Genomic DNA, 23,526 nt, shown 5'->3' on the forward strand with positions numbered 1-23,526 from the left:
GTGGCCCTCACCCGTCTCGCTTAGGCTCGCCACCCTCTCCCACGAACAGATGTGGGAGAGGGGGCACACCCCAACGGCCCGAGGTCGCCATGCGCATCGTGATCCATCGCGCTCCGTGGATTAATCCGCCGCAGCAACGGCGGAAAGGCCGGCGTGGGCAGCGCCGGGCGGTGGCGTCCCCGGCTCTCCTGAGCGGATGAATCCGCCGCTCCAGAAGCGGTAAGCCCCGACTCGTGGCCGCTGTCGCGTCCACGCTCGGGGCGTCAACCGACCTGGCGGACGGCCCGGCGAGCGCGGCCCGCGCCCCAGCTGCGGGTGCAGTCCGCGGAGGCGGACTTCGTGCTTTCCAGCGGCGAATTCATTCGCTCTGGACAGGGCGGACGCATGCGGCCGTGCGAGGCGCACCAATGCCGCCCGCCCGCGCAGGCGGGCTTCGTGTGTTTCGAGGCGCGGTTCAACCGCCGGGCACGGGCCCCGGCGATCCGAGCCGTCCTCCGCCTTCGCGCCGAACGGCTCCCCCTCTCCCGCGGAGCGGGTGGAGGGGGCTGGAGGGAGGGGGCCTCCTTCGGCGGCATCTCGACCTTCCGAACCGCACCGTCGCTGCCGTCCTCCCCTCTCCGCGCGGCTGTTTGCGCGGGGAGGGGCCGGGGGCGGGGCGCGGTTGCCGTGTGCCCCCTCTCCCACATCTGTTCGTGGGAGAGGGTGGACGCGTATCAGCGCGGCCGGGTGAGGGCCACACCGTCCGCCGCGCCACCCCCCGCCGCCCACGTCCGCCCGTAACAGTGACACCACACGGCGAACGGCCAAAAAAAGCCCGCCCCGGATGCCGGGGCGGGCTTTCCATCCATCTCCACCATCCGCCGCGCGTCAGCGCTTGCCGACCGCCCGCTCCGCCTCGGCGCGCATGGCGGGGAGGCCCTGCTGGTGTTCCTGGTACTCCGGAAGCTGCTTGGCGATCTCCTCGGCGTACGCCCCCAGGAACCCGCGGTAGAACCCCGCCGCGTCCTCGGTCTTGCCGCGCAGGGTCTCCGCCTGCGCCGCGCCGAACAGACCGAACAGGTGCGTGGGCGACTGGGCCAGAATGGCGTCGGCCTGCGCGCGCGCCTGCTCGGCGTCGCCCTGCACGCGGTACAGCTGCACCACGTGGTAGCGCGCGTCGGCGTCCGGCGACTCCACCATGCCGTACGCCTGGATCGCCATGGGCGCGAACTGCTTGGCCGTCGCCATGTCGCCCGTGGCCTCGGCCTGCATCACCCGGTCGAACAGGCGGTCGGCGGCCTGCCGCGGCGTCATGCTGGAAAGGTCCACCTGCGTGGGGTCGCCGGCGGGCGACGCGCCGCCCGGAGCCCCGGCGGCGGCCTGCGCGAACGGAGCCACAGGCGCGGCGGGTGCCGCGGCCTCCGGCTGGCGAAAGACGAGCACGCCGGCCAGCGCGGCCACGGCCGTGCCCGCGACCGCCCAGGGAAGCATCGCGCCGCCGCGGCGCGCGCCCGCGGCGCCCGGCACGGCGCTTACGGGGACGCCGCACTCGTTGCAGAAGCGCGCGCCCGCCGGAAGCGGGTTCTGGCACTCGCGGCAGCTGGCGTCCAGCGCCACGCCGCACTCAGGGCAGAAACGTCCCGACGCAGCGGCGCCGCAGGACGGACAGGATTCGCTCATTCGGGGGCCGGCCGGGGAAGTGAGATGGAAACGTATGACCCAAATGTATGCCCTGCATCCACTTCCCTCAACCCCGCGACGCACGTTTCATCCATCTCCCTACACGGGGTGTCCGCTGCTACGGTTGTTTGCCTCACCGGGCACACCTCGTGCAGCACCTGGTGGCCGCAACCGATCCACGACACACCAGCCCAGCCCGCCCGGGCGGAGGACCCCATGAAGACCGGAGCCGAACCCGCGCTCCCCCTGGCAGAGGACCGCCAGACCGCCTCGGTAACGCCCATTCGCGCACTTCCGCTGGACCCGGACCCCCGCGCCGAAGAACAGGCGCGCCTCATCCGCCGCCTTGCCGGCGACCGCCTGCGCGAACTGCGCGACGACGGGGTCACGCCTTCGTACATCGCCCGCATCTACGGCGTCGAGCTTTCGGTGATTGAAGATACCATGCAGTCGCTGGGCCTCCTGGTCCGCTGACCGCTTCCTGACCGGATGAACAAGGACGGCCGGACCGCATCGCGCGGTCCGGCCGTTCCATTCTGCCCGTCCCTCCCCAATCCCGCCACGGCCGTCAGGGCGTGAGCAGCACCTTGCCGAAGTTGCGGCGGTCCTGCAGAAAGGCGTGCGCGTCGCCGGCCCGCTCCAGCGGAAACGTCTGGTCCACCACGGGGGTGAAGGTGCCGTCGTTCACCAGCGCCATGATCTGGGTCTGCATGCGCGAAAGCAGGTCCGTGCGGTGCCACAGGTGGCCCAGGTTCACGCCGTGCACGCCGCGGTTGGCGTTCATCATGGGAATGGGGCTGAAGCGCGGCATCTGCATCAGCCCGCGCAGCGCGGCGGGAATGCTGCGCTTTTTTCCCGGCGCAAAGCTGGACACGCCGAAGACGTACATCCGCCCCAGGTGCGCGAGGCACTGGTAGCTCTTGCGGAAACTTTCGCCGCCCACGGCGTCCAGCGCGATGTCCACCCCGTTGCCGCCGGTGATGCGCTTGACCTCCGCCGCGAAGTCCTGGGTGGTGTAGTCGATGCAGTGCGCCACGCCGGCCTCCCGCAGGCGGGCGTGCTTGGCCGCGCTCGCCGTGCCGATGACCTCCGCGCCGCGCCACCGGCAGATCTGAATGGCGGCCTGCCCCACCCCGCCCGCCGCGGCGTGCACCAGAACGCGGTCGCCCGCCTGCACGTTGCCCAGGTGCACCAGCATGATCCACGCGGTCAGGTAGTTCACGGGGATGGCGGCGGCCGCCTGGAACGACAGCGCGTCGGGGAGCGGCGTCGCCTGCCCGGCGTGCACGCACACCACGTCCGAGTACCCGCCGAACCGCGTGAGCGCGCCCACGCGGTCGCCCTCGCGCACACCCTGCACGCCGGCGCCCACGCGGTCCACCACGCCCGCGACCTCGTAGCCCACCACGGCGGGAAGGGGCGGCGCGTCGGGATACAGCCCCATGCGCGCCAGCACGTCGGCAAAGTTCACCCCCGCCGCGGCCACGCGAATGCGCACTTCGCCGGCCCCCGGCTCCGGGTCCGCCGCCTCGCGCACCTGCAGCACCTCCGGCCCGCCCGCCCGGGTGATCCACACCTGTCGCATCGCGCCTCTCGATCGTGATCCGGCGGTTTCGCGAGGGAATCAGGAGTCGTCGCTCCCCGTCCTCCCTGAGCGGATGAATCCGCCGCTCTGACTGCGGTAAGCCCCGACACGACGCCTACAGGCGCCGTTCGGGGCTTCAACTGAATAAGGGACCAGCACCACCGTCCCGGTTCCAGTCCGCGGAGGCGGACTTTGTGTTTCTGGAGGCGCGGTTTTCAACCGCCGGGCCCGGGCCCGCGGACGAACCCTTCTCTGCGCCGAACGGCTCCCCCTTTCCCGCGGAGCGGGTGGAGGGAGGGCGCCTCTCCGAAGGCGCCTCGGACCCGGCTGAACCGCCCCGACCAGCCGTTCTCCCCTCTCCGTGCGTCTGTTTGCACGGGGAGGGGCCGGGGGAGGGGCCCCGAGCACGAGTCGCGTACCTCGAGTTTCCGACGAGCCCCAAACCGCGGTTGCCGTGTGCCCCCTCTCCCACATCTGTTCGTGGGAGAGGGTGGCGAGCTTTAGCGAGCCGGGTGAGGGCCACAGCCTGCGCCGCACCAAACAATCCGAAGCGCACGGTGGTTCCCTCCTCCCGGCCGCCGCCTTACATCCCGCCCTGCACCACCGGGATGGACGGCGCCACGCCCGGCACCGGCAGCACCGGCGCGACCGGCTCGGCCGACGGAACGGGAACGCCGGGCATGGCGGCGACCACCGAGGCGCGCAGAATCGCCTCCAGCTTCACCGCGTATCCCGCGATCCGCTGCGCCTGGTCCGTGCCGTTGATGATCCGGCGCGCGTTCACGTAGTCGCACACGTCGTCGTGAATGTAGTTCGCCAGTTTCTTGCCGGTGAACGAGCCCGTCCGCATTCCCAGCGACATCACCTGGTACGCGATCTCCGGGTTCAGCGCGAGGTCCGGCTCGTACAGCATCCGGTTCTTGAGCGTCGTCCCCATCTGCTGGTAGTTGCCCTTCCACGTCAGCTGCACAAAGCCGCGGCCGTAGTACACGTTGGTGTACGTCTTCCCGGCGCTGTCCGTCACCGTGACGGGCTCGCCGTACGGGCGCCCCTTGCCGCGGCTGTACTCGCGGATGGGCTGCCATTCGTCGCCGCACTCGTGCTTCACGGTGGCGAACATGTACGCCAGCCAGCGGATGTCGGTGATGTTGCCGTCGCCTTCCGCCGCGGCCAGCAGGTCGTTCAGCCCCTGCTTCTGGCTGGCCTTGATGGCGCCGAATGCACCGGTGTAGGCGGCAAAGAAGCGGTCGCGGTCGATTCTCATCGTGGGGAGGCCTCGGCGGATGGAGGTGTGCGGGGAAGTCCGGCGGGGAGGGAGTGCCGGCCGCGGAAGATAGGCCATCCACCCGCCACCCGCCAAGGGGGACGCGCGGGCGAACTCCTTGCACTCGGCGCCGCACGCGTTCGTCCTGATGTTCCTCACCCGAGCCCTGGCGGCACCGGTGCGCACCCGCTTCTGGCTGATTGCGATGACGGTCCTGGCCTCCCTTCCCGCCGCCGCGCAGGACGCGCCGCGGCGGCTGGACCTGAGCGGCGGATGGCGCTACCTGCCCAACAACGGGCCGGCGCTGTACGCGGCGCCCGGCCTGGACGACTCGCGCTGGCCGGAAATGCGCCTGCCCAGCAACTGGTTCCTGCTGGGGGCGGACCACTATCCCCGCAACGCCGACCGTGGCGTGCAGCGCGCCGGCCCCGGCGACATCTGGGCGGTGGATCCCGAGCGCGGGCTGGACTGGGGCGGCACCGTCTGGTACCGCCGCGAGGTGGAGTGGCCGGCCGGCGGCACGCGCCCCGTGCTCCTGGAACTGGACATGGTGGATTACTACGCCGACGTCTACGTGAACGGGCAGCACGCTGGCTCGCACGAGGGCTACTTTCAGAAGTGGGAGGTGGACGTCACGCGTCTGATCCGCCCGGGAAGGAACCTGATCGCCCTGCGCGTCTCCGCGCCGGACCTGCCCTTCGACATGGGCTATCGCTGGCCCATCTCCTGGCCCAAGCAGCAGAACCAGGTCAAGGGAATCTTTCTGTACCACGACACCCGCCCTGGCGCCACCTCGCCGCGGGGACAGGAGCGCTCCACCGGCGGCGTCATCCGGGGCGTCGCCCTCCGCGAATCTCCGGGCGTGGAGATCGAGCGGCTCACCGTGCTGCCCACGGACGTGTCGGAGGCATCGGCCACGCTCGTCATCGAAGCGCAGGTGCACAACCGTACGGCGGCACGGGTGCGGGGCTCCATCCAGGGCGCCGTGGTCCCTGCGAGCTTTTCCGCATCCACCCGCGTTCCCGTGCGGATGGAGGTGGACGCGGCGCCGGGGGTGAGCACCGTGCGCGCGGAGGTGCGCGTGGACCGGCCGCGGCTGTGGTGGTCGTGGGACCAGGGCGAGCCCAACCGCTACCGGCTGGACGCGGCGTTGACGCGCGAGGGCGGCGACTCCCACCGGGCCTCGGCCACCTTCGGCATCCGCAGCATTACCCGCGACAGCGCGTGGGTGTGGCGGCTGAACGGGCGCCGCATCTACCCGCGCGGCACCAACTACATCAGCACGCAGTGGCTGTCGCAGGCGGACCGCCGCTGGTACGAGCGCGACGGCGAGCTGCTGGTGGGCGCCAACCTGAACACCGTGCGCGTGCACGCGCACCTGGAGCGCCCGGAGTTCTATGAGGTGGCGGATTCGCTGGGGCTCATGGTTTGGCAGGACTTTCCGCTGCAGTGGGGCTACACCGACGACCCCGCCTTTCACGCCGAAGCGCTGCGGCAGGCGGCGGACATGGTGCACCGCTTCGGCAACCACCCCTCCATCATCGCCTGGTGCATGCACAACGAGGCGCCGCACGCCATGGAGTGGATGAAGAAGATCGATCCCCAGCAGAACCTGGCGCTGGACGAGGCGCTCACCGCGCTGGCCCGGCGGATGGACCCCACCCGCGTGCACCATCGCGACTCCGGGACGGGGGACGCGCACCCGTATCCCGGCTGGTACTACGGCACGGTGGGCGGATTCTGGAACGCCAAGGACGGCCCGTTCATCACCGAGTACGGCGCGCAGGCGCTGCCCAACCGGGAGACGCTGCGCACCATGTTCCCCGGCGACACGCTCTTTCCCGACACCCCGGCGGACTGGGAGGAGTGGCGGTTCCGCAACTTTCAGCCGGAGCAGGCGTGGACCTTCGGGCAGATGGAGCGCGGCGCCACGCTGGACGAGTTCGTCCGCACCAGCCAGACGTACCAGGCGCAGGTGGTGCGCTTCGGCACGGAGGTCTTTCGCCGCCGAAAGTGGGCCGCGGAGAACCCCACAACGGGGCTGTACCAGTTCATGTTCGTGGAGGACTGGCCCTCGGTCACCTGGGCGGTGGTGGATTACGAGCGGCGCACCAAGCCGGGCTACGACGCGCTGCGGCTGGCCATGCAGCCCGTGCTCCCCAGCATCGAGTACCGGATTGACGACCGCGACCACCCCATCGCGTTGTGGATCGTGAACGATCTGCCACGCGCCTTTCCCGGAGCGGTGCTGCGCTGGCGGATCACGAGCGCGGACGAGGCGCAGGAGGTGGCGGGCGAGCGGCGGCTGGACGTCGCCGCCGATTCGGTGCACCGCGTGGAGACGCTGGGCCCGCTGCCGGCCGTGACGCGCGGCGGATCGACGCTGGAGGCGTGGATCGCGGCCGCCGACGGCACCATTCTGGGCCGCAGCACCCTGACCGCCCGGGACTTCCGCAACAAGCGGTAGAGCGCGCTGTTCCGGGCCTCACCGGCGGCCCCCACCCGGGCCGGCACCACCGGCCCACCCTCCCCCAAAACGGACTGGGGGAGGGTTGGGGAGGCGGACGGTCCGGCGTGGAATCCAGAATTCCGCGCAGCGGGCTGAGCGGCTGAAGCCGCCGCAACAACGGCTGGAAGCCTCACGGTACTGCTGTGAGGCTGCACCTGCGCGGAGGATGGGTTCGGCGCCGAACGCCGCCCCTTCGTTGAGCGGATGAATCCGCTGCTCCAACAGCGGTAAGCCCCGACACCTCCCGCTGACGCACCCAGGTTCGGGGCTCAACCGACGTGGCGGATGCCTCGCCCGGTGCGGCGGGCGCCGGTGCAGTCCGCGACGGCGGACTTCGTGTTTCTCGAGGCGCGGTTTCAACCGCCGGAACGAAAACCCGGGTCCGCGCACCAAACCATCTCCTGCGCCGAACGGCTCCCCCTCTCCCGCGGAGCGGGTGGAGGGGGCTGGGGGGAGGGGGCCTCCTTCGGCCGCAGCTCGACGTTCCGAACCGCACCCAAGCTGTCGGCCTTGCCTCCCCGCCGCGCCGACCTCTCCGCACCGCGCCGGGGCGTAGTTGGGGTGTGCCCCCTCTCCCACATCTGTTCGTGGGAGAAGGGTGGACGCGTCTCAGCGCGGACGGGTGAGGGCCACACCTGGCTGCCCCCATCCAACCCACACGCCCCCGACACCCCGGGCGAAGCTCTTGCAATCCCAATCCGCCAGAGCCGCCCCGCGATGCCGCACCCGGCCGCGAGGGCGGCCTTCCCTCATCCCCGTGCACAGCAATGGGCAACTCCCTGCGCGACCTGCTCTTTGGGCAGGACCGCCGTGACCTGGCCACCGCGCACCTGCCGCGCCGCACCTTCGCCGACGTCGTCCTTCCGCCGGCCACGCGGCGCGCGCTGGACAACGCGCTGGTGCAGATCCAGAAGCACGACGTGATCTTCAACCAGTGGGGGCTGGGCGAGCGGCACGAAAGCGGGCTGGGGCTCGCCTTCAACTTCGCCGGGCCGCCGGGAACGGGCAAAACCGTCTGCGCCGAGGCCATCGCCCACGCACTGGGCAAGCGCCTTCTCGTGGTGCGCTACAACGAGCTGGAAAGCCAGTGGGCCGGCGCCACCGCCAAGAACGTGGCCGCCGTCTTTGCCTCCGCCGCCGAGCAGGATGCCGTCCTCTTCTTTGACGAGGCCGACGCCATCGCCGGGCGGCGGTTCAGCAACGTGGAGCAGGGCTACCAGCGCGAAGCCAACGCCGTCGTCAACGTCCTTCTGCGCGAACTGGAGGAGTTCTCGGGCGTCGTCATCTTTGCCACCAACCTGGCGGCCAACTTCGACCCGGCGTTCGAGCGCCGCATCCGCACGCACATCCTGTTCGAGCAGCCCGGCCCGGACGAGCGCGAAGCCATCTGGCGCGTGCAGATCCACGCCCGCAAGACGCCGCTGGCTGACGACGTGGACTTTCGCGCCCTCGCCGAGCGCTACCCCGGCACCGGGGGCGACATCAAGAACGCGGTGCTCAAGGCCGCCCAGTCCGCCATCGCCGAGCCCGGCGACGACGCGGCGAAGCGCATTTCGCAGCGGCACTTTCAGGGGAGCATGGAAGAGGTGCTGGGCGCCAAGCGTGTGATGGACCAGACGCTGTTCGGCGACGCGGCGTCCATGGCCGCGCTGGCGGGCGCCCACGGAGGCAGCCTGGACGACGAGATGAGCGCGCTCGCCTCGCGGCTGGTGGAGGTGGAAGACGCTGTCACCCCGCTGGCGGAGGAGATCCGGCGCGTGCAGCGCGGCCAGGCCGACGCGCTCACGGAACTGGACCGCCTGCGGGGCGCGCTGGATGCGCAGCGCGCGGAAGCGGCGAACGCCGCGCGGGCGGGCGGCACGGCGGCGGACCGCCGCTCCACCCTCGCCCTGCTGCTCTCCGGTGCCGCGGCCGTGCTTTCCGCCCTCGCCGCGGCGGCCTCGCTGCTCTGACCCGGCCGAGGCATCCAGAATCCGCCACAGGTGGCTATTCCACTCGTTTTCCTCCCGCGCGCAGGAGGGTGAATCACCCCCGGTGGGACGAGGGCAGGGGTGGGGGGCAGGGTGTCAATTCTGTACAAGTTGAGAAGTCCGGCCTTCCGCGTCTTGCCCGCCCCCAAAAGCGGCACTAATCTGTAGAGTGTAAACCAAACCAAGTTAAACAAAGTGCACGCGGCGCCTTGGTTCTCCCCCTGCGGAGGACCCTGTGAGCGACCGCAATCCCGATCCGTCCATCGACCGGATCCGCGACCACGTGCGTGCACAGGTCGCGCGTACGTCGCTGCGCAAAGTCGCCGCGCGCGCGGGGGCCAAGGTGGGCGCGACCAAAAAGTTCGTGGACGGCTCCGTTCCGTACGAGCGCAACCTGCGGCTCTGGAAGCGGTTTTACGCCCGCGACCTGCGCGAGGGGCTGGCCGGCCGCCCGGATGACGCGCTTCCGCCAGCGGAAGCCGCCGCGGTGCTGGAGCTGCTGCTCTGGGGCTTCGACGACGGGCGCACGCAGGCGGTGCGCGAGGCCGCCGAGGCGTTCCGCTCGCTGTTCGTGCGTCATGGCCGTCCGCCGCCCGCCTGGGTGCTCGCCCTGGCCGGCACCCCCGGCGAGCCGCTGCCCGGCGCGGACGAGGACGACGGGGTCAACGACGACGAGCCGGACGACGACGGCGAAGACTGACCGTCCGGCGCTGGCCGGCGATGAACGAGAGGGCTCCCGCGAACGCGCGGGAGCCCTCTCCGTTTTCCGCCGCGGACGGCTCAGTCCGTGATGGCGCGCCAGACCGCTTCGGTGTCGGCCAGGTCGTCGAACAGGTGGTCGGGATGGCAGGCGGCCAGCGCCTCGCGGTCGTACGTCCCCGTGGCCGTCGCGATCGTCCGCACCCCCAGCGCTTCCCCGCACGAGATGTCGAACGGCGTGTCGCCGATGATCACGATCTGCTTGCGGGAAAACTCCACGCCGGTCCGCTCCTTGGCGCGCCGCACGGCGATGGCGGGGAGCTGCGCGCGGTCGCCGTGGTCCGATCCGTACGCCCCCACCTGAAAGCGCTCAAAGCCCAGCCCCGCCGCGTCCACCTTGATGCGCGCGCCCTCCAGCACGTTCCCCGTCAGCAGCCCCAGCACCGTCTCGTCCGCGGCCTCCACGCGGTCCACCAGCGCCGCGGCGCCGGGAAGTGCCTTTACCGCGGACGGATCCAGCGTGTCGCGCAGAACGCGGATGTACACGTCCCAGAACGCGTCCATCCCGGCCTGAATGCGCTCCTCGTCCAGCCCCGCCTGGCCCAGCACCTCGCGCAGGATCTGCGGATCGGTGCGCCCGGCCATGTTGTAGCGCTCCACCGCCCCCGTCTCGCCGTACACCTCGTGCAGTGCCTGCGTCACGGCGCGCTTGCCCGCGCCGCCGGCGTTCAGCAGGGTTCCGTCAATGTCGAACAGCACCAGCCGCCGCATGCGTCTCCTCGCTCCGGGTTCGCGCGGCACCTTCGCACGCGGCGGGCCGCCGCATCCACAAACACGAGCGCCCCGCCCGGCGAGTGCGGGCGGGGCGCTTCATCATCCCGGAACGGCTCAGCGGCCGGACGGGTTCAGCAGGTCGTACGGATTCAGGTTCTCCCCGTCCCACCAGCGGCTGGGGTCGCGCAGGATGGCGACGGAAAAGTGCAGGTGGCAGTCGCCCGGCTGCGCGTTCCCGGTGTCGCCCACGTACCCGATCACCTCGCCGGCCTGCACGCGCTGCCCCTCGTGCAGCCCCTCGGCGTAGCTGTCCAGGTGCGCGTAGTAGTAGCGCGTGCGGCCGTCGTCATCCATCAGGTAGATGGTAATGCCGCCCAGGCTGCTCAGGTGCAGCTTGCGGATGGTTCCCTCGGCCACGGCCAGCACCGGCGTGCCGCGCGGCGCGTGGATGTCGATGGCGTGATGGGTGCGGCCCTGCGAGCGCGACTGCGTGTACGTGTCGTGAAGCTGCTCGCGGCGAACGCCTTCCACGGGCACCATCATCGGTGCGTCCGCGGCGGCGCGGGGCGCGGGGCGCGCGTTTCGCCGGACCAAGCCGGTCTCAAGGGTGCGCGCGCGCGGCGAAACCAGGCCGGCGCCGGTGGAAAGCAGCGAGCTGGGGGCCTGTGCCCGCGCGGGGATCGCGGCGGCGGCAAGGACCAGGGCCGTGGCGACGGTGCGCACGGCGGGGAGGATCGGAGAGTTCATGACGGTGATCTCGTCGGCGGCCCGACTGGCGTGGCGGCGCGTGGAGCGCGCGCGGTAGCCTCGTAGCTTTGCGTCGCCGTCTTTCGACGGGTTTGCCGTTTTCGGTGAGGTCCCCGGATCAGGTGGCGACCGGGAAATCGGACGGAAACTGCTGAACGTGCTCCACTGCGGCGGGGGTTGAACGACGCTCCGGGTGCATGTTGCGGAAATGGCGCGCGCGACGGGCGCCCGGGAGCAGTCGGGCGGCGCGTACACGGCGTTCAGGTGTGTGGCGCCATGATAATGCCTGCTCCCGCCTCACGCCAGAGCCTTGGTTCTGCTACCGAGTCAGACGAAGTCGCCGCAATGGGGCATGTCGTTATTGCGCAACGACATACGCTTCCGCTTCGATTTCCACCAGCATGTCCGGGTGGATCAGCGCCTTCACCTCCACCATGGTCGCCGCGGGCCGGGGGCCGCCGCCGGCAAAGAAGCTTCCGTGCGCGCGCCCCACGTCTTCCCATCGCGAGATGTCGGTCACGAACATTCGCGTGCGCACCACGTCGCGCATCTCCGCGCCCAGCGCCCGCAGCGCCTGCTCGATCTTCATGAACGTGTACCAGGCCTGCTGATACGCGTCTCCCACGCCCACCACCTCGCCGTCCGGCCCTGTCGCCGTCGTGCCCGCCACGTGAATGTGCGGGCCCGTGCGCACCGCGCGCACGTAGCCGACGGACTCTTCCCACGGCCCGCCGCTGGACACCTCCGTGCGCCCGCCTACCTGGCGCGCCGACAGCGCGGGAAAGGTGACGGACACGGTGCGTGTCACGCCGTCGATGATGGTGTCGTAGCCCGGAAAGCCTTTGCGGGACGGGAGTTCGCTCATGTCTGCTCCTCGGATGAGGTCCGTCGGGAGGATGCGGATGGGGTGGGGGCGGATCATCGCGGCGGATACACGTACGAGCGCGCCCGGCGGCATGAAGCGCAAGACATTGCACCGCAATGATTTCGCGCAGTTGTCCGCGCGACGGATCAGTCGGCCAGGGTGCCGCGGAGCACGGTGACGGCCTGCCCGCCCAGGTGAACGCGGTCGCCGTCCAGGCGCACGCGCACCACGCCGCCGCGCGCGGATGCCTGGTAGCCGGTCATCTGCTCGCGTCCGAGCTTGGGCGCCCAGTACGGGGCCAGGGCGCAGTGCGCGGAGCCGGTCACCGGGTCTTCCGGCACGCCCACGCGCGGCGCAAAGAAGCGCGACACGAAGTCGTATTCGCCCTCCGCGCCCCGCGCCGTGACAATCACGCCGCGCGCCTCCACCTCCGCGAGCCGCGCAAGATCCGGCCGCAGCGCCCGCACGACGGCTTCGGAGTCCACCTCGATCAGGTAGTCAAAGTGGCTTCGCGTGATTGCCACCGGCTCCGCGCCGAGCGCCTGGGCCAGCCCGTCCGGGGCGGCCGCGGGCTGCGACGGCTTGGCGGGAAAGTTCATGGAGATCCACTCGCCGTCACGCCGCGCGGTCAGCACCCCGCTCAGCGTGTGGAAGCGCGCCTCCGCGGGTGGGGGAACATGGCCGTCCTGCCAGAGCACGTGCGCGCTGGCCAGCGTGGCGTGGCCGCAGAGGGCGACTTCCACGGCGGGGGTGAACCAGCGCAGCCCCCACTCGTCGCCGCGGGGTTCCAGGAACGCCGTCTCCGACAAGTTCATCTCCATCGCGACAGCCTGCATCCACGTGGCGTCGCGCGGCGCGTCCAGCAGGCAGACCGCGGCGGGGTTTCCGGAGAACATGCGGTCGGCGAACGCGTCGACCTGAACGATCGTGAGCGGCATCTGCGGGTGCGTGGACCGGGAGGTGGGGTGAAGGTCAGGAATGTAGGCGGGGACCGCGGAGGCCGCAAAACCATCGTGCGGGGCGAGATGAGGTGCGCGAGGCGGAGATCGCGGACGGCCCCCACCCGGGCCGGCACCACCGGCCCACCCTTCCCCGAAACAGACTGGGGGAGGGTTGTTGCGGGGCGGCTTTCGCGCGAGGTGGCAGAGGTTGGCGCTGCCGCATGCTGAGCAACTGAAGTCGCCGCAACAACGGCTGAAAGCCTCGCGGTACTGCTGTGAGGCTGCTCCTGTTCGGGGGAAGAATTCGGTGTGGTCCGGCAACGCCCTGAGCGGGTGAATCCGCCGCTCGGAAAGCGGGAAGCACCGACTCGCTGCCGCTGTCGCGTCCACGATCGAGGCTAACCGACCCGGCGGAGGGCGGGGCGCCGGCCTCCTTCGCCGTAGCAGCCGCCGCAGTCCGCGGAGGCGGACTTCGTGTTTCTGGAGGCGCGGTTTCAACCGCCGGGCACGGATCCCGCCAATCCGTCCCGAAACTACCCCCCGCCCCAAAAACCTATCCTACAACCGCGCCGCGGCCCCCACCTCGCGGTGCACAAACCCGAAGTAGCCCAGCCCCACCGCGAGCAGCGCGTGCAGCCAGATGTCGTTGCCGCCAATGGGCACCAGCCCGAACGTGGTGGGATCCACAAAGGCCAGCAGCACCAGCACCGCGTAGATGGCAGCCCCCGCGCGGTGGTATCCGCGCGCCGCGCCCAGCGACCGCGACGCCAGCAGCCCCGCCACGCCGAACGCCAGGTGCACCAGGTTGTGCAGAACGTTCACGGGGAACAGCCCCAGCAGCTTGGGCGCGCGGTCCGGCATGCTCTCCATTCCCATCCCGCCCGGCACCAGAAATCCCATCGCCCCCACCAGCAGAAACACCACGCCGAAAACCGCGGCGGCCTTCTGTGTCGTCGTCCTCATCCCCTGATTCTCCTTGCTGGGCCGTGAGTGGGAAAGCTTCTTGCGCTACCGGGGCAAGAAGCACGCACGCCTTGAACCAGAGGAGGGGCTGATGAGGGGATATGACGATCCGTACTACCGCGGCTTTCCCATGGGCCCGCAGTGGGGCCGGCCGCACCCGCTGGACCCCAATTGGGCCGATGGCGAGTACCACGGCCAGCGGATGAACCCCAGCCAGCGGAACGCGGCCTATGGCTGGTACCGCCAGGCGCACGAACGCGACCTGCAGTCGCACGGCGGCTTCGACGGCATCTACGACGAGGGGCAGGGCGGGTTTGACCGGGGCGGCATCTATCACCACCCCATGTTTCACGGCCGGGTGCAGAACCCGCGCACACAGGGCATTCCGCGCCACGGCCGGTACGACGAGCAGTTCCGGCACGTGGAAAACGGCGGCGTGCACGGCGACAGCCGCTACCTGGGCCAGTACAACCGCAACAGCGTGGCCCTGCGCTACGGCAGCGAGTACGACCGCGGCTATGGCCACGCCCCCGGCGCGCGCGGCGAAGGCCGCTACGTTCCCGAGGGCGCCCGCGCCGGCACCAACGAGCGCGGCTACAACGGCTACAACCGCGGCGGCTTCGCGCCCCCCAACGGCCTGGACCCGCGCGGCCGGTAGCACGCCCTCCGAGTGCACGAAAAAAAGCGCGGGGCCACGACATCTCGTGGCCCCGCGCTTTTCTGTGCATCAACCCGCCTTGCACCCATCCCGTTCCCGCGCAACGGGTTCCGGCGACCCGCCGGACTGGGGTGTGCTCCCTCTCCCACATCTGTTCGTGGGAGAGGGTCGTCGTGCGCAGCACGCGGGGTGAGGGCCACGGCGCGTGGGACGCGCACTCAACCCTGTCGTCGAACACTCCTGCCCCCGCCCCGCCGCCGCCGTTCCCCCGTCCCGCCCGAACCCCTCAGGATGCGATCGGGTTCGGCAGAATGCCGGCGATGGCGAGCGCGTCGGCCAGGCGCCCGCCGTCGCGGTTGCGCAGCGGCTGAATGGGCGCGCGCGGCGCTCCGCCGTGCATCCCCAATGCGTCCAGCGCCGCCTTGATCCCCGGAATCCCCAGCTCCCCCACCACCGCCTTGTGCAGCGGCCCGATGCGCTCCTGCATCCGCCCCGCGTCCCCGAACCGCTCCTCGCCAAACGCGCGGCACAGCTCGGCGCACTCGCGCGGCAGCAGCAGCGCCACGGCCAGAATGCCGCCCACCGCACCCATCTCCAGCGCCGCGTACATGATGGCGCCGCTCCCAGCCAGCACGTCGCACCCGCCGCGGCAGGCATCCACCAGGTTGCCCAGCGTCCGCTGGTCGCCGGACGAATCCTTGATGCCGGTGATGTTGGGGTGCCGCGCAAGCTCGTTCACCAGCCCGGGCTCCAGTTCCACCCCGCTGAAGCGCGGCGGCACCTGGTACAGGATCACGGGGATGGGCGACGCGTCCGCCACGGCGCGGTAGTGGTCGCGCAGCGCCGCCGGCGTCATGAGCGGCTTGTAGAACGAGGGCGGCTGCACCAGCACGGCGTCGGCGCCGGCCTCGGCCACGGCGCGCGCCTGCCGGATGGCGGCGCGCGTGCTTTCCGCGCCGGTGCCGGCCAGCAGCAGCCGGTCCCCGTCCAGCAGGTCGCGGGTGGCGGCGGTCAGGCGCACCTTCTCGTCCTCGTCCAGCAGCACGCCTTCGCCCGTGGAGCCGAACAGAACCACGCCCGCCAGCGGCTCCTGCATCCACCGCCGCACGTTGGCGCGCATCCCGATCAGGTCCACGTCCCCCGTCACCGGATCGAACGGGGTGGTGGCGGGGGCAAAGACGCCCGTCAGTTCCACGACGCCCCCTTCACCAGCGGTTCCGGCGCCAGACCGGGGAGCGCGCCCGTCGTTACGCCGTCGCCGTACAGCGGCAGGCGCAGCGTGAACGTGGTCCCCTTCCCCACCGTGCTGTCCACGTCCAGGCGGCCCGCGTGCGCCTCCGCGATCTCACGGCAGATGGCCAGTCCCAGCCCCATTCCCTTGCCCTTGGTGGAAACGAACGGCTCAAAGATGCGCTCCAGCTTGTCTTCGCCGATCCCCGGCCCGTTGTCGGCCACGCGAACCACGGCGCCGGCCTCGTCGCGCTCCACGGAAACGGCGAGGCGCGCGTTCTCCTGGTCCGCCATGGCCTCGCGTGCGTTGCGCACCAGGTTGTCGATGGCCTGCCGCAGATAGTAGGCGTCGGCAAGCACCACCGCGCGGTCCATCCGCGAGGTGTCCACCAGCAGCCCGCTGTCTCCCGCCTCGCGCGCCTCGTGGGCGGCCACGTGCCCCACCAGTTCGTCCAGCGCCACCGGCTGGCGGTTCATGGACCGCTGCGCGCCGGACGCGTAGACGGACAGCTCCTCCAGCATGTCCACCAGCCGCTGCGACTCGCCGATGATGGCGTCGGCCACCTCGCGGCGCTGCTCGGCGTTGCTCACCATCCGCTCGTTCTGCAGCAGGTCCGCGTGCAGCACGATGGTCTGCAGCGGGTTCTTGATCTGGTGCAGAATGCGCGCGGTGGCCGTGCCCATGGCCGCCAGCTTCTCTTCTTCGGCGCGGCGGCGGTCGGAGCGGCGCAGCAGGGTCACAATGACGCCCGCGGTGAACAGCACCACGCTCGCCACCACCACCACGCTGACCACGAACAGCAGGCGGTTGTCGGCAGGGATGGCGGATTGGGCGGCCAGGGCCAGCATCATGCGAGGGCGCTTGAGTAGCGGGGCACGGCGCGCGGAGGGGCCGGGCGGCCCCGCCCTTCAGAGCGCACGGCCGTCGCGGCGCGCGTCAGGGATGCGCGAAACGATGAAGGACACCGTTTCGCCGCGCTCCTCGCCTTCGGGCACCACGGTTTCTACGATGATGCGCCGCACCACGCCGCCCTCGTCGCGCAGCGTGACCTCCACGTCGATCCCCAGCTCCGGCGCGGCGATGTGCGTGCGCACCCGCGGACCGGGGTCGCCCAGGGGGACCTCGGAGTTGCGGATGAGGATCTTGGTGCTCTGGCGCCCGTTGTCCAGCCCGCGGGCCACTTTTACCTGCTGAAGCCAGTCCGGCTGGTACCCGATGATGTACCGGCGGCCGTGCTGGTCTTCTCCTTCACCTTCGCGGTTGTGGCGTGCCATCCGACCTCCACGTGGGGCATGCACCATACAACGCAATGATCCGCTGGGAATCTCCGGTTGCCCCGCGCTCCGTGTCAAGGGAAACGGAGTGGAAACCGTGAACTTTCCTCCCGTCCCCATCTCCCGGAATCCGCCCCGCCCCGCGCGCCATGGCCCGAAAGAGCGTATACAGACCCGCCCATCCTCATCCAAACCGCTGTCCATCAACAGCTTGTAATCCATTGGACACTACATCTGGCGCCCGTTTCGCGCCGCGGGACGGCGGATGCTGCTCCATCGGCCCCGGGCTGCGGCTGACCACGACGCGGCCAGGGGACGGGTCACATGCCGGATGCGGGGGAGGGTGATCGCCTGCATCGTGACTCGCGGGCGCAAACGAAACGTTGCCCACTTCTGTCCTCCACGCGGGGCGCGTCAGAGCCGGAAGGGGATGGGCACCCAGGCGAGGGCGAACAGGGCGATGCAGGCCCAGGCCGCCCACCGGCGCCGCCGGTCCAGGCGAAAGCCGGGGTCGAACACCGGAGGGTGCGCCAGCTTTCCCCGCCCGATGGCGAGCACGAGCGCGGCCCACATCCACCAGCCCGTGTAGAAGAAGCCCATGCCCAGCAGCAGCGCCACCGTGGCGCGCCCCGCGGCGCGGTGGGCCCCCGGTGCGAGCGAGTAGACGACGTGCCCGCCGTCCAGCTGGCCGACGGGAAACAGGTTGAGCGCGGTGAAGAAGAGGCCGAACCACCCCGCCGCCGCCACCGGGTGCAGCAGCACCAGCGAGGCGTCGCGCAGGGGAGAAGCGGCCCGCAGCAGCAGGAGCAGCGCCGACTCGCCCAGCGGCAGCCCGCCGCCCCCCAGCATGACGGCGATCCCGGCGCCGGGAACGCGCTGGGCGATGGGTTCGCTCATCCACAGGCCGGCGAAGTAGACGGGGAGGGCGAGGACGAAGCCGGCGAGGGGGCCGGCGGCCGCCATGTCCAGCAGCGCCGCCCGGTTGATGATGGGCGAGCGGATGCGGATGAACGCGCCAAAGGTGCCGATGGGGCTCACCAGCGGCGGCGCGGGGATGAACCACGGCGGGCTGACGTCCATTCCGTGCCGCCGCGCAAGCAGCCAATGGCCCGCTTCGTGCGCGCCCAGAATGCCCAGCAGGGGAACGGAGAACCACAGGCCGGGGGCAATGGCGGCCAGGTTGTACCGCGCGGGCACGGGGATCGCATGGCCCCCCGCCCGCGCCCAGCCCATCGGGTCGTCCGGGGTCAGCAGGCAGCCGGCCACGGTGGCGGTCGCAAGGGTCAGCAGCAGAAGCAGCGCGTGCAGCCACCACCGCTCGCGCGGGCGAACGCGGGCGCGGCGCGTGAGGGTGACCTCCACGCCGTCCGGCCCGGACTGCACGTAGCGCCGCCCGGGCCACCTGCGCACCCACGCGGCCAGCGCCGGATCATCGGCCGCCACGCCGGGCGCAAGGCGGGCCTGCAGCACCTGCAGATCGTGCAGTTGCACCAGCCGCCACGCGGCCTGCGGGCCTGAATTGTCCGGCACTTTCTTCTTGACCTCCGTGTATACCGTGCTTAGGTTGGGGCAAACGCCTCCAGAGTCATCTCTGCGCTCATCGCGCGGCGCGCCCCTCCCCTGGCACAATCCCCACCCACACGGCGGAACATCCAGCGGTCCCGGCTGCCGTACCTGCAGTCCGGGCCGTGCTGATACATTCGGAGCACAACGTGGACATTAGCACCATCAAGACCAAGAGCATCGCCGAGCTGCACGAAATGGCGGAAGGGCTCAACATCTCCAACTACTCCGGGCTCCGCAAGCAGGACCTCATCTACCGCATTGAGCAGAACCTGCTCGACAGCGAGGTGGTTCTGCGGGGCGAGGGGGTGCTGGAGGTTCTTCCCGAAGGCTACGGCTTCCTGCGTTCGCAGGACTGGAACTATCTGTACGGGCCGGACGACATCTACGTGTCGCCCAGCCAGATCAAGCGATTCGACCTGCGCACCGGCGACACGGTGATGGGGCAGGTGCGCCCGCCCAAGGAAGGCGAGCGCTACCTGGCGCTGCTCAAGGTGGAGCGCGTGAACGGCGACGAGCCCGACAAGGCCAAGCACCGCGTCGCGTTCGACAACCTGCGCCCGCGCTACCCGGACCAGCGCATTCACCTGGAAGCCGCGGCCAGCGACATCAGCATGCGGGTGATGGACCTGGTGGCGCCCATCGGCAAGGGGCAGCGCGGCCTGATCGTGGCGCCCCCCAAGGCGGGCAAGACGATCCTGATGCAGAAGATGGCCAACGCCATCACCGAGAACCACCCGGAGGTGCACCTGATCGTGCTGCTCATTGACGAGCGGCCCGAAGAGGTGACCGACATGCAGGAAAACGTGCGCGCCGAGGTGATCTCGTCCACCTTCGACGAGCCGGCCGACCGGCACACGCAGGTGGCGGAAATGGTGCTGGAAAAGGCCAAGCGCCTGGTGGAGCACGGCCGCGACGTGGTGATTCTGCTGGACAGCATCACCCGCCTGGCGCGCGCCTACAACGTGGTGGTGCCGCACTCCGGCAAGATCCTGTCGGGCGGCGTGGACGCCAACGCGCTGCACAAGCCCAAGCGCTTCTTTGGCGCGGCCCGCAACATCGAAGAAGGCGGCTCGCTCACCATCGTGGCCACGGCCCTGGTGGAGACGGGGAGCCGCATGGACGAAGTGATCTTTGAGGAGTTCAAGGGCACCGGCAACATGGAACTGGTGCTGGACCGCCACATCGCCGACAAGCGCATCTTTCCGGCGATCGACATCAACCGCTCGGGCACGCGCCGCGAGGACCTTCTGCTCAACGAGCTGGAGCTCACCCGCGTGTACCTGCTGCGCAACTTCCTGTCCGACATGCCGCCGGCGGAGTCCATCGACTTCCTGCTCAAGCGCATGCGCCCCACCAAGACCAACAAGGAATTCCTGGATTCCATGGCGCGGGGATGATGAAGGGCAGTGCGTGAGTGCTGGGTGCGTGAGTGCGGGAAGGGAAGTGTCCAGTGCTCAGTGCCTGGTGCCCAGTAAACGACGGGAGCGGGGCGGGAGAGCCGGATGGCTTTCCCGCCCCGCTTGTCATTTGCCGTCACGGACGAGCGCGCGACTCGTGGATTTCCGAACTTCCCGGAACACGGGACCGGGGTTCCCGCGGGATCGGCACACGCGTTGCAAAGGTGATGCATCTGATGGTTCCTGATCCTACGAACGGAGATACACCCATGGTGATCAAGCGCGTGATGGCGGCTGCCCTCGTCTTCCTGTCGATGGGCGCTGCGGCGTGCACGGCCGAGGTTGAAGAGAAGGGCGAGGCCCCGTCGGTGGATGTGGACGGCGGCAAGATGCCGAAGGTCGACGTGGATCCGGCCAAGGTCGAGGTGTCGTCCGACACCCAGCAGGTGGTGACCCCCGAGGTGAACGTCACGCCGACCGAAGGCAGCGACAAGTAACCCCCGGAACACCGCTTTTCTCCCCGGCCCCGGCGACTCCTGTCGCCGGGGCCGGTTCCGCTCCAGGGCTTTTCCCAACCAGGATAACATCTCGCTTGACGAGCTATCATGGAAGCCGTTATCATGGTGACCATGATAGGCGCCCTACGATCAACCAGCACAAGCGAGGTGGCATGAGATGATCCAGAGTTTCTTCGACCGCGGTACGGAAGACATCTTCGATGGCGAGGACAGCCTCGCCGCCCGAAGAAGCTGTCCGCGAGCGATCTGGGCGGTTGCCCGGCGCAAGTTGTATCAGGTTCATGGAGTCACCCGTCTCGAATCCCTGCGTGCTCCGCCGGGAAACCGGTTGGAAAAGATGGAAGGGGATCGAGCGGGCCAGCACAGCATCAGGATCAACAATCAGTACCGCGTCTGCTTCATCTGGACGGAAGTAGGCCCGGAACGAGTAGAAATCGCAGACTATCATTGAAAGCCTGCGTGGCGGGACGTGCTCTCACAGGCACCGTCCCCCATCCTGCAGGATCATATTTTCTGACAGCACTGGTACACAGGCCATCGACGGAGCAGAGCCCAATGACTCGACTTCCCAAGACCCTCCCGCCGGTTCATCCGGGCGAAATGCTCATGGAGGAGTTCATTCGCCCGCACGGCCTTTCTCTGGCCGAAACCGCGCGCCGGCTGCGCATTTCATATCAGCGGCTGCATGAGATCGTGCATGGTAAGCGGGGCGCGAGCACGGATACGGCGCTGCGCTTTGAGGCCCTGTTCGGCATGGAAGCCGAGTTCTGGCTGAACCTGCAGCGGGACTGGGATCTGTGGCACGCGCTGCATTCGCCCTTGGCCGATGAACTGAAGGAAATCCCCGCGCTGGCCGCGGCGTGAAGAGCGGGGGACCGGAGCACGGTCCCCCGCTTTCTCGTCCGCCCAGCCCTCGACCGCCGCGGAATCTTCGACCTTCCGCGGTTCCCCGCGTACCTCCGCCACCCAAGCGTCCCTCCGCGTAAAACGCTGTTTGCACAGCCAGCATCCGTGCGGGCTTGCGGACGCCCCCGAGCCGACCCGTAGTTTGCCTCCCCCTGATTCGCACCCGAACCTCCTAACCGCGCCGCACGTGACCGAGCGTCCCTGGCAGATCTGGATCGACACCGGCGGCACCTTTACCGACTGCCTGGCGCTGGACCCGGCCGGAATGCCGCGCCGCGCCAAGGTGCTCAGCAGCAGCGCCCTGCGGGCCACCGTCGCCGCCGTGGACGCGCCGGACCGCCTGCGCATCCGCGAGGACTGGGGTGCCGCGCCGGGCGTGGTGGACGGGCTGCAGGTGCGACGGGTGGGATCGGACGCGGAGGGCGCGCGGGTGGCGGAATACGATCCGGCGAAGGGCGCGCTGCGCCTGGACCGGCCGCTCGCGGAGGTCGCGGCGGGGACAGCGCTGGAGGTGCGCTCCGCGGAGGAGGCGCCGATCCTGGCAGCGCGCCTGGTGACCGGGACGCGCGCGGACCATCCGCTTCCGCCGCTCGCCATGCGCTTGGCCACCACGCGCGGCACCAACGCGCTGCTGGAGCGGCGGGGCGCGCGGACGGCGCTGTTCATCACCCGCGGCTTCGGCGACCTGCCGCGCATCGGAACCCAGCAGCGGCCGGACCTGTTCGCGCTGGACGTGCGGCGCCCCGACCCGCTGTACGACGTCGCGGTCGAAGTCGGCGAGCGCCGGGCCGCGGACGGCTCCGTGCTGGCGCCGCTGGACCTCGCGGGCGTCCGCGCGCACGCGGCACGCCTCGCGGGCCAGGGCGTGCTCTCCGCCGCGGTGGCGCTCATGCACGCCTTTCGCGATCCCGCGCACGAGCGCGCTGTGGGGGACGCGCTGCGCGAGGCGGGATTCGAGCACGTGGCGGCTTCCGCGGAACTGGCCGGGTCCATCGGGCTGCTGGCGCGCACGGAAACCGCCATCGTGGACGCGTACCTGGGCCCGGTCATCGGCGGGTACCTGGACGGCGTGCGCGGCGCGCTGGGCGGCGGGCGGCTGCACGTGATGACCAGCGCCGGCGGCCTGGTGCGCCCCGAGGACTTCCGCGCCAAGGACTCGCTGCTGAGCGGTCCGGCCGGAGGCGTGGTCGGCGCGGCGCTGGCGGGGCGGCGGTCCGGCCGTACGCGGGTGATCGCCTTTGACATGGGCGGCACGAGCACGGACGTGGCGCGCGTGGACGGCGACTTTGAATACGTGTGGGAGCACGAGGTGGCGGGCGCGCGCATCGTGGCGCCGGCGCTCGCGATCGAGAGCGTGGCGGCGGGTGGGGGATCGGTTTGCGAGGTGGATGCGCAGGGGCTGCGCGTCGGGCCGGAAAGCGCGGGCGCGGCGCCCGGCCCGGCGTGCTACGGTGCGGGCGGCCCGCTCACCGTCACCGACTGCAACCTGCTGCTGGGCCGGTTGGACCCGTCTCGCTTCGCCATTCCCGTGGACGCGGAGCCCGCGCGCGCCGCCGCGGATGCGCTGGCCGCGCGCGTGGAGGCGCACACGGGCGAGCGGATCGGGCGCGAGGCGCTGGCGGCGGGACTGCTGGAGATCGCGGACGAGCGGATGGCGGACGCGATCCGCGGCATTTCGCTGCGCCGCGGCTACGATCCGGCGGAGTACGCGCTGGTGGCATTCGGCGGGGCGGGCGCGCAGCACGGGTGCGGCGTGGCCGCCCGGCTGGGGATGCGCACGGTGATCGTCCCCGCCGACGCCGGGCTGCTGAGCGCGCTGGGGATCGGGCACGCAGCGCTGGAGCGCGTCGCGGAGCGGCAGGTGCTCCGCGCCTTGGACGACGTGGGTGACGGACTGGAAGCGCTTTTCGCGACCCTGGCGGGCGAAGCGACGGCCGCGGTGGCGCGCGAGGGGATCGCGACGGAGCAGATCCACGTCCGCCGCCGCATCGCCAACCTGC

22 protein-coding genes and 1 riboswitch are annotated in these 23,526 nt (G+C 70.5%); of the genes, 10 read left to right on the plus strand and 12 right to left on the minus strand.

The window, feature by feature from the left end; genetic code table 11:
• Nucleotides 1-867: 867 nt before the first annotated feature.
• Nucleotides 868-1,659: a double zinc ribbon domain-containing protein gene (locus VF665_RS18185; protein ID WP_331054872.1), complete on the minus strand. Its 792-nt coding sequence runs from the start codon at nt 1,657-1,659 to the stop codon at nt 868-870.
• Between the two features lie 216 nt (nt 1,660-1,875).
• On the opposite strand from VF665_RS18185, the gene VF665_RS18190 reads away from it, so the two are divergent.
• Nucleotides 1,876-2,133 carry a hypothetical protein gene (locus VF665_RS18190; protein WP_331054873.1) on the plus strand — a complete coding sequence of 86 codons (258 nt, stop codon included), beginning with the start codon at nt 1,876-1,878 and terminating at the stop codon, nt 2,131-2,133.
• Between the two features lie 94 nt (nt 2,134-2,227).
• On the opposite strand, the gene VF665_RS18195 is transcribed toward VF665_RS18190, so the two are convergent.
• Both VF665_RS18195 and VF665_RS18200 read right to left on the minus strand, forming a co-directional pair.
• Nucleotides 2,228-3,244, minus strand: a complete 1,017-nt coding sequence (locus VF665_RS18195; protein WP_331054874.1) for a medium chain dehydrogenase/reductase family protein — start codon at nt 3,242-3,244, stop codon at nt 2,228-2,230.
• Between the two features lie 583 nt (nt 3,245-3,827).
• Nucleotides 3,828-4,508: a glycoside hydrolase family 19 protein gene (locus VF665_RS18200; protein ID WP_331054875.1), complete on the minus strand. Its 681-nt coding sequence runs from the start codon at nt 4,506-4,508 to the stop codon at nt 3,828-3,830.
• A 148-nt stretch (nt 4,509-4,656) separates the two neighbouring features.
• On the opposite strand from VF665_RS18200, the gene VF665_RS18205 reads away from it, so the two are divergent.
• From VF665_RS18205 to VF665_RS18215, 3 genes are all read left to right on the plus strand, one after another.
• Entirely contained in the window at nt 4,657-6,975 is a 2,319-nt protein-coding gene (locus tag VF665_RS18205) for a glycoside hydrolase family 2 protein (RefSeq protein WP_331054876.1), read from the plus strand.
• Nucleotides 6,976-7,784: 809 nt separating this feature from the next.
• Nucleotides 7,785-8,969, plus strand: coding sequence for an ATP-binding protein (locus tag VF665_RS18210; RefSeq protein ID WP_331054877.1), 1,185 nt, complete (start codon nt 7,785-7,787; stop codon nt 8,967-8,969).
• 253 nt (nt 8,970-9,222) lie between these two features.
• Nucleotides 9,223-9,687, plus strand: a complete 465-nt coding sequence (locus VF665_RS18215) for a hypothetical protein (RefSeq protein WP_331054878.1) — start codon at nt 9,223-9,225, stop codon at nt 9,685-9,687.
• An 80-nt stretch (nt 9,688-9,767) separates the two neighbouring features.
• Here the strand turns inward: VF665_RS18215 and VF665_RS18220 are convergent, their stop codons facing one another.
• The 5 genes from VF665_RS18220 to VF665_RS18240 form a co-directional block, all read right to left on the minus strand.
• Nucleotides 9,768-10,457, minus strand: coding sequence for an HAD family hydrolase (locus VF665_RS18220; RefSeq protein WP_331054879.1), 690 nt, complete (start codon nt 10,455-10,457; stop codon nt 9,768-9,770).
• A 117-nt stretch (nt 10,458-10,574) separates the two neighbouring features.
• The gene (locus tag VF665_RS18225; RefSeq protein WP_331054880.1) at nt 10,575-11,207 is read right to left on the minus strand and encodes a M23 family metallopeptidase; all 633 of its coding nucleotides are present in this window, start codon (nt 11,205-11,207) and stop codon (nt 10,575-10,577) included.
• A 12-nt stretch (nt 11,208-11,219) separates the two neighbouring features.
• Nucleotides 11,220-11,314, minus strand: a riboswitch (cyclic di-GMP riboswitch).
• Between the two features lie 251 nt (nt 11,315-11,565).
• Complete coding sequence (locus VF665_RS18230) at nt 11,566-11,982, minus strand: RidA family protein (RefSeq protein WP_349263150.1); 417 nt, start codon at nt 11,980-11,982, stop codon at nt 11,566-11,568.
• 236 nt (nt 11,983-12,218) lie between these two features.
• Nucleotides 12,219-13,010: a PhzF family phenazine biosynthesis protein gene (locus VF665_RS18235; protein ID WP_331054882.1), complete on the minus strand. Its 792-nt coding sequence runs from the start codon at nt 13,008-13,010 to the stop codon at nt 12,219-12,221.
• Nucleotides 13,011-13,571: 561 nt separating this feature from the next.
• Entirely contained in the window at nt 13,572-13,976 is a 405-nt protein-coding gene (locus VF665_RS18240) for a DUF4383 domain-containing protein (RefSeq protein WP_331054883.1), read from the minus strand.
• A gap of 91 nt (nt 13,977-14,067) precedes the next feature.
• On the opposite strand from VF665_RS18240, the gene VF665_RS18245 reads away from it, so the two are divergent.
• Nucleotides 14,068-14,634 carry a hypothetical protein gene (locus VF665_RS18245; RefSeq protein ID WP_331054884.1) on the plus strand — a complete coding sequence of 189 codons (567 nt, stop codon included), beginning with the start codon at nt 14,068-14,070 and terminating at the stop codon, nt 14,632-14,634.
• Nucleotides 14,635-14,920: 286 nt separating this feature from the next.
• On the opposite strand, the gene VF665_RS18250 is transcribed toward VF665_RS18245, so the two are convergent.
• The 4 genes from VF665_RS18250 to VF665_RS18265 form a co-directional block, all read right to left on the minus strand.
• Complete coding sequence (locus tag VF665_RS18250) at nt 14,921-15,829, minus strand: dihydrodipicolinate synthase family protein (RefSeq protein ID WP_331054885.1); 909 nt, start codon at nt 15,827-15,829, stop codon at nt 14,921-14,923.
• Nucleotides 15,820-16,716, minus strand: a complete 897-nt coding sequence (locus VF665_RS18255) for a HAMP domain-containing sensor histidine kinase (protein WP_331054886.1) — start codon at nt 16,714-16,716, stop codon at nt 15,820-15,822. The genes VF665_RS18250 and VF665_RS18255 overlap by 10 nt, the downstream gene beginning before the upstream one ends.
• A gap of 57 nt (nt 16,717-16,773) precedes the next feature.
• On the minus strand, nt 16,774-17,139 hold the full coding sequence (locus VF665_RS18260) for a hypothetical protein (protein ID WP_331054887.1): 366 nt from the start codon (nt 17,137-17,139) through the stop codon (nt 16,774-16,776).
• A gap of 414 nt (nt 17,140-17,553) precedes the next feature.
• Nucleotides 17,554-18,669, minus strand: a complete 1,116-nt coding sequence (locus VF665_RS18265) for a site-2 protease family protein (protein WP_331054888.1) — start codon at nt 18,667-18,669, stop codon at nt 17,554-17,556.
• 182 nt (nt 18,670-18,851) lie between these two features.
• On the opposite strand from VF665_RS18265, the gene rho reads away from it, so the two are divergent.
• The 5 genes from rho to VF665_RS18290 form a co-directional block, all read left to right on the plus strand.
• Nucleotides 18,852-20,102, plus strand: a complete 1,251-nt coding sequence (gene rho / locus VF665_RS18270) for a transcription termination factor Rho (RefSeq protein ID WP_331054889.1) — start codon at nt 18,852-18,854, stop codon at nt 20,100-20,102.
• A 269-nt stretch (nt 20,103-20,371) separates the two neighbouring features.
• On the plus strand, nt 20,372-20,599 hold the full coding sequence (locus VF665_RS18275) for a hypothetical protein (protein ID WP_331054890.1): 228 nt from the start codon (nt 20,372-20,374) through the stop codon (nt 20,597-20,599).
• Nucleotides 20,600-20,777: 178 nt separating this feature from the next.
• A complete protein-coding gene (locus VF665_RS18280) occupies nt 20,778-21,071 on the plus strand; it encodes a type II toxin-antitoxin system RelE/ParE family toxin (RefSeq protein ID WP_331054891.1) in 294 nt (97 codons plus the stop codon).
• Nucleotides 21,072-21,175: 104 nt separating this feature from the next.
• Nucleotides 21,176-21,484 carry a HigA family addiction module antitoxin gene (locus VF665_RS18285; protein ID WP_331054892.1) on the plus strand — a complete coding sequence of 103 codons (309 nt, stop codon included), beginning with the start codon at nt 21,176-21,178 and terminating at the stop codon, nt 21,482-21,484.
• 229 nt (nt 21,485-21,713) lie between these two features.
• The coding region (locus VF665_RS18290; protein ID WP_331054893.1) for a hydantoinase/oxoprolinase family protein at nt 21,714-23,526 on the plus strand (1,813 nt) is incomplete at its 3' end.

Origin of the sequence: Longimicrobium sp. (assembly GCF_036387355.1) — a bacterium.
In the GTDB taxonomy this organism is placed as follows: Bacteria; Gemmatimonadota; Gemmatimonadetes; order Longimicrobiales; family Longimicrobiaceae; genus Longimicrobium.

What these genes read in the sequence shown, in the direction of transcription:
- VF665_RS18185 (WP_331054872.1), bottom strand. Translation starts at nt 1,659, where the DNA reads ATGAGCGAATCCTGTCCGTCCTGCGGCGCCGCTGCGTCGGGACGTTTC.
- VF665_RS18190 (WP_331054873.1), top strand. Translation starts at nt 1,876, where the DNA reads ATGAAGACCGGAGCCGAACCCGCGCTCCCCCTGGCAGAGGACCGCCAG.
- VF665_RS18195 (WP_331054874.1), bottom strand. Translation starts at nt 3,244, where the DNA reads ATGCGACAGGTGTGGATCACCCGGGCGGGCGGGCCGGAGGTGCTGCAG.
- VF665_RS18200 (WP_331054875.1), bottom strand. Translation starts at nt 4,508, where the DNA reads ATGAGAATCGACCGCGACCGCTTCTTTGCCGCCTACACCGGTGCATTC.
- VF665_RS18205 (WP_331054876.1), top strand. Translation starts at nt 4,657, where the DNA reads ATGTTCCTCACCCGAGCCCTGGCGGCACCGGTGCGCACCCGCTTCTGG.
- VF665_RS18210 (WP_331054877.1), top strand. Translation starts at nt 7,785, where the DNA reads ATGGGCAACTCCCTGCGCGACCTGCTCTTTGGGCAGGACCGCCGTGAC.
- VF665_RS18220 (WP_331054879.1), bottom strand. Translation starts at nt 10,457, where the DNA reads ATGCGGCGGCTGGTGCTGTTCGACATTGACGGAACCCTGCTGAACGCC.
- VF665_RS18225 (WP_331054880.1), bottom strand. Translation starts at nt 11,207, where the DNA reads ATGAACTCTCCGATCCTCCCCGCCGTGCGCACCGTCGCCACGGCCCTG.
- VF665_RS18235 (WP_331054882.1), bottom strand. Translation starts at nt 13,010, where the DNA reads ATGCCGCTCACGATCGTTCAGGTCGACGCGTTCGCCGACCGCATGTTC.
- VF665_RS18240 (WP_331054883.1), bottom strand. Translation starts at nt 13,976, where the DNA reads ATGAGGACGACGACACAGAAGGCCGCCGCGGTTTTCGGCGTGGTGTTT.
- VF665_RS18245 (WP_331054884.1), top strand. Translation starts at nt 14,068, where the DNA reads ATGAGGGGATATGACGATCCGTACTACCGCGGCTTTCCCATGGGCCCG.
- VF665_RS18255 (WP_331054886.1), bottom strand. Translation starts at nt 16,716, where the DNA reads ATGATGCTGGCCCTGGCCGCCCAATCCGCCATCCCTGCCGACAACCGC.
- VF665_RS18260 (WP_331054887.1), bottom strand. Translation starts at nt 17,139, where the DNA reads ATGGCACGCCACAACCGCGAAGGTGAAGGAGAAGACCAGCACGGCCGC.
- VF665_RS18275 (WP_331054890.1), top strand. Translation starts at nt 20,372, where the DNA reads ATGGTGATCAAGCGCGTGATGGCGGCTGCCCTCGTCTTCCTGTCGATG.
- VF665_RS18280 (WP_331054891.1), top strand. Translation starts at nt 20,778, where the DNA reads ATGATCCAGAGTTTCTTCGACCGCGGTACGGAAGACATCTTCGATGGC.
- VF665_RS18285 (WP_331054892.1), top strand. Translation starts at nt 21,176, where the DNA reads ATGACTCGACTTCCCAAGACCCTCCCGCCGGTTCATCCGGGCGAAATG.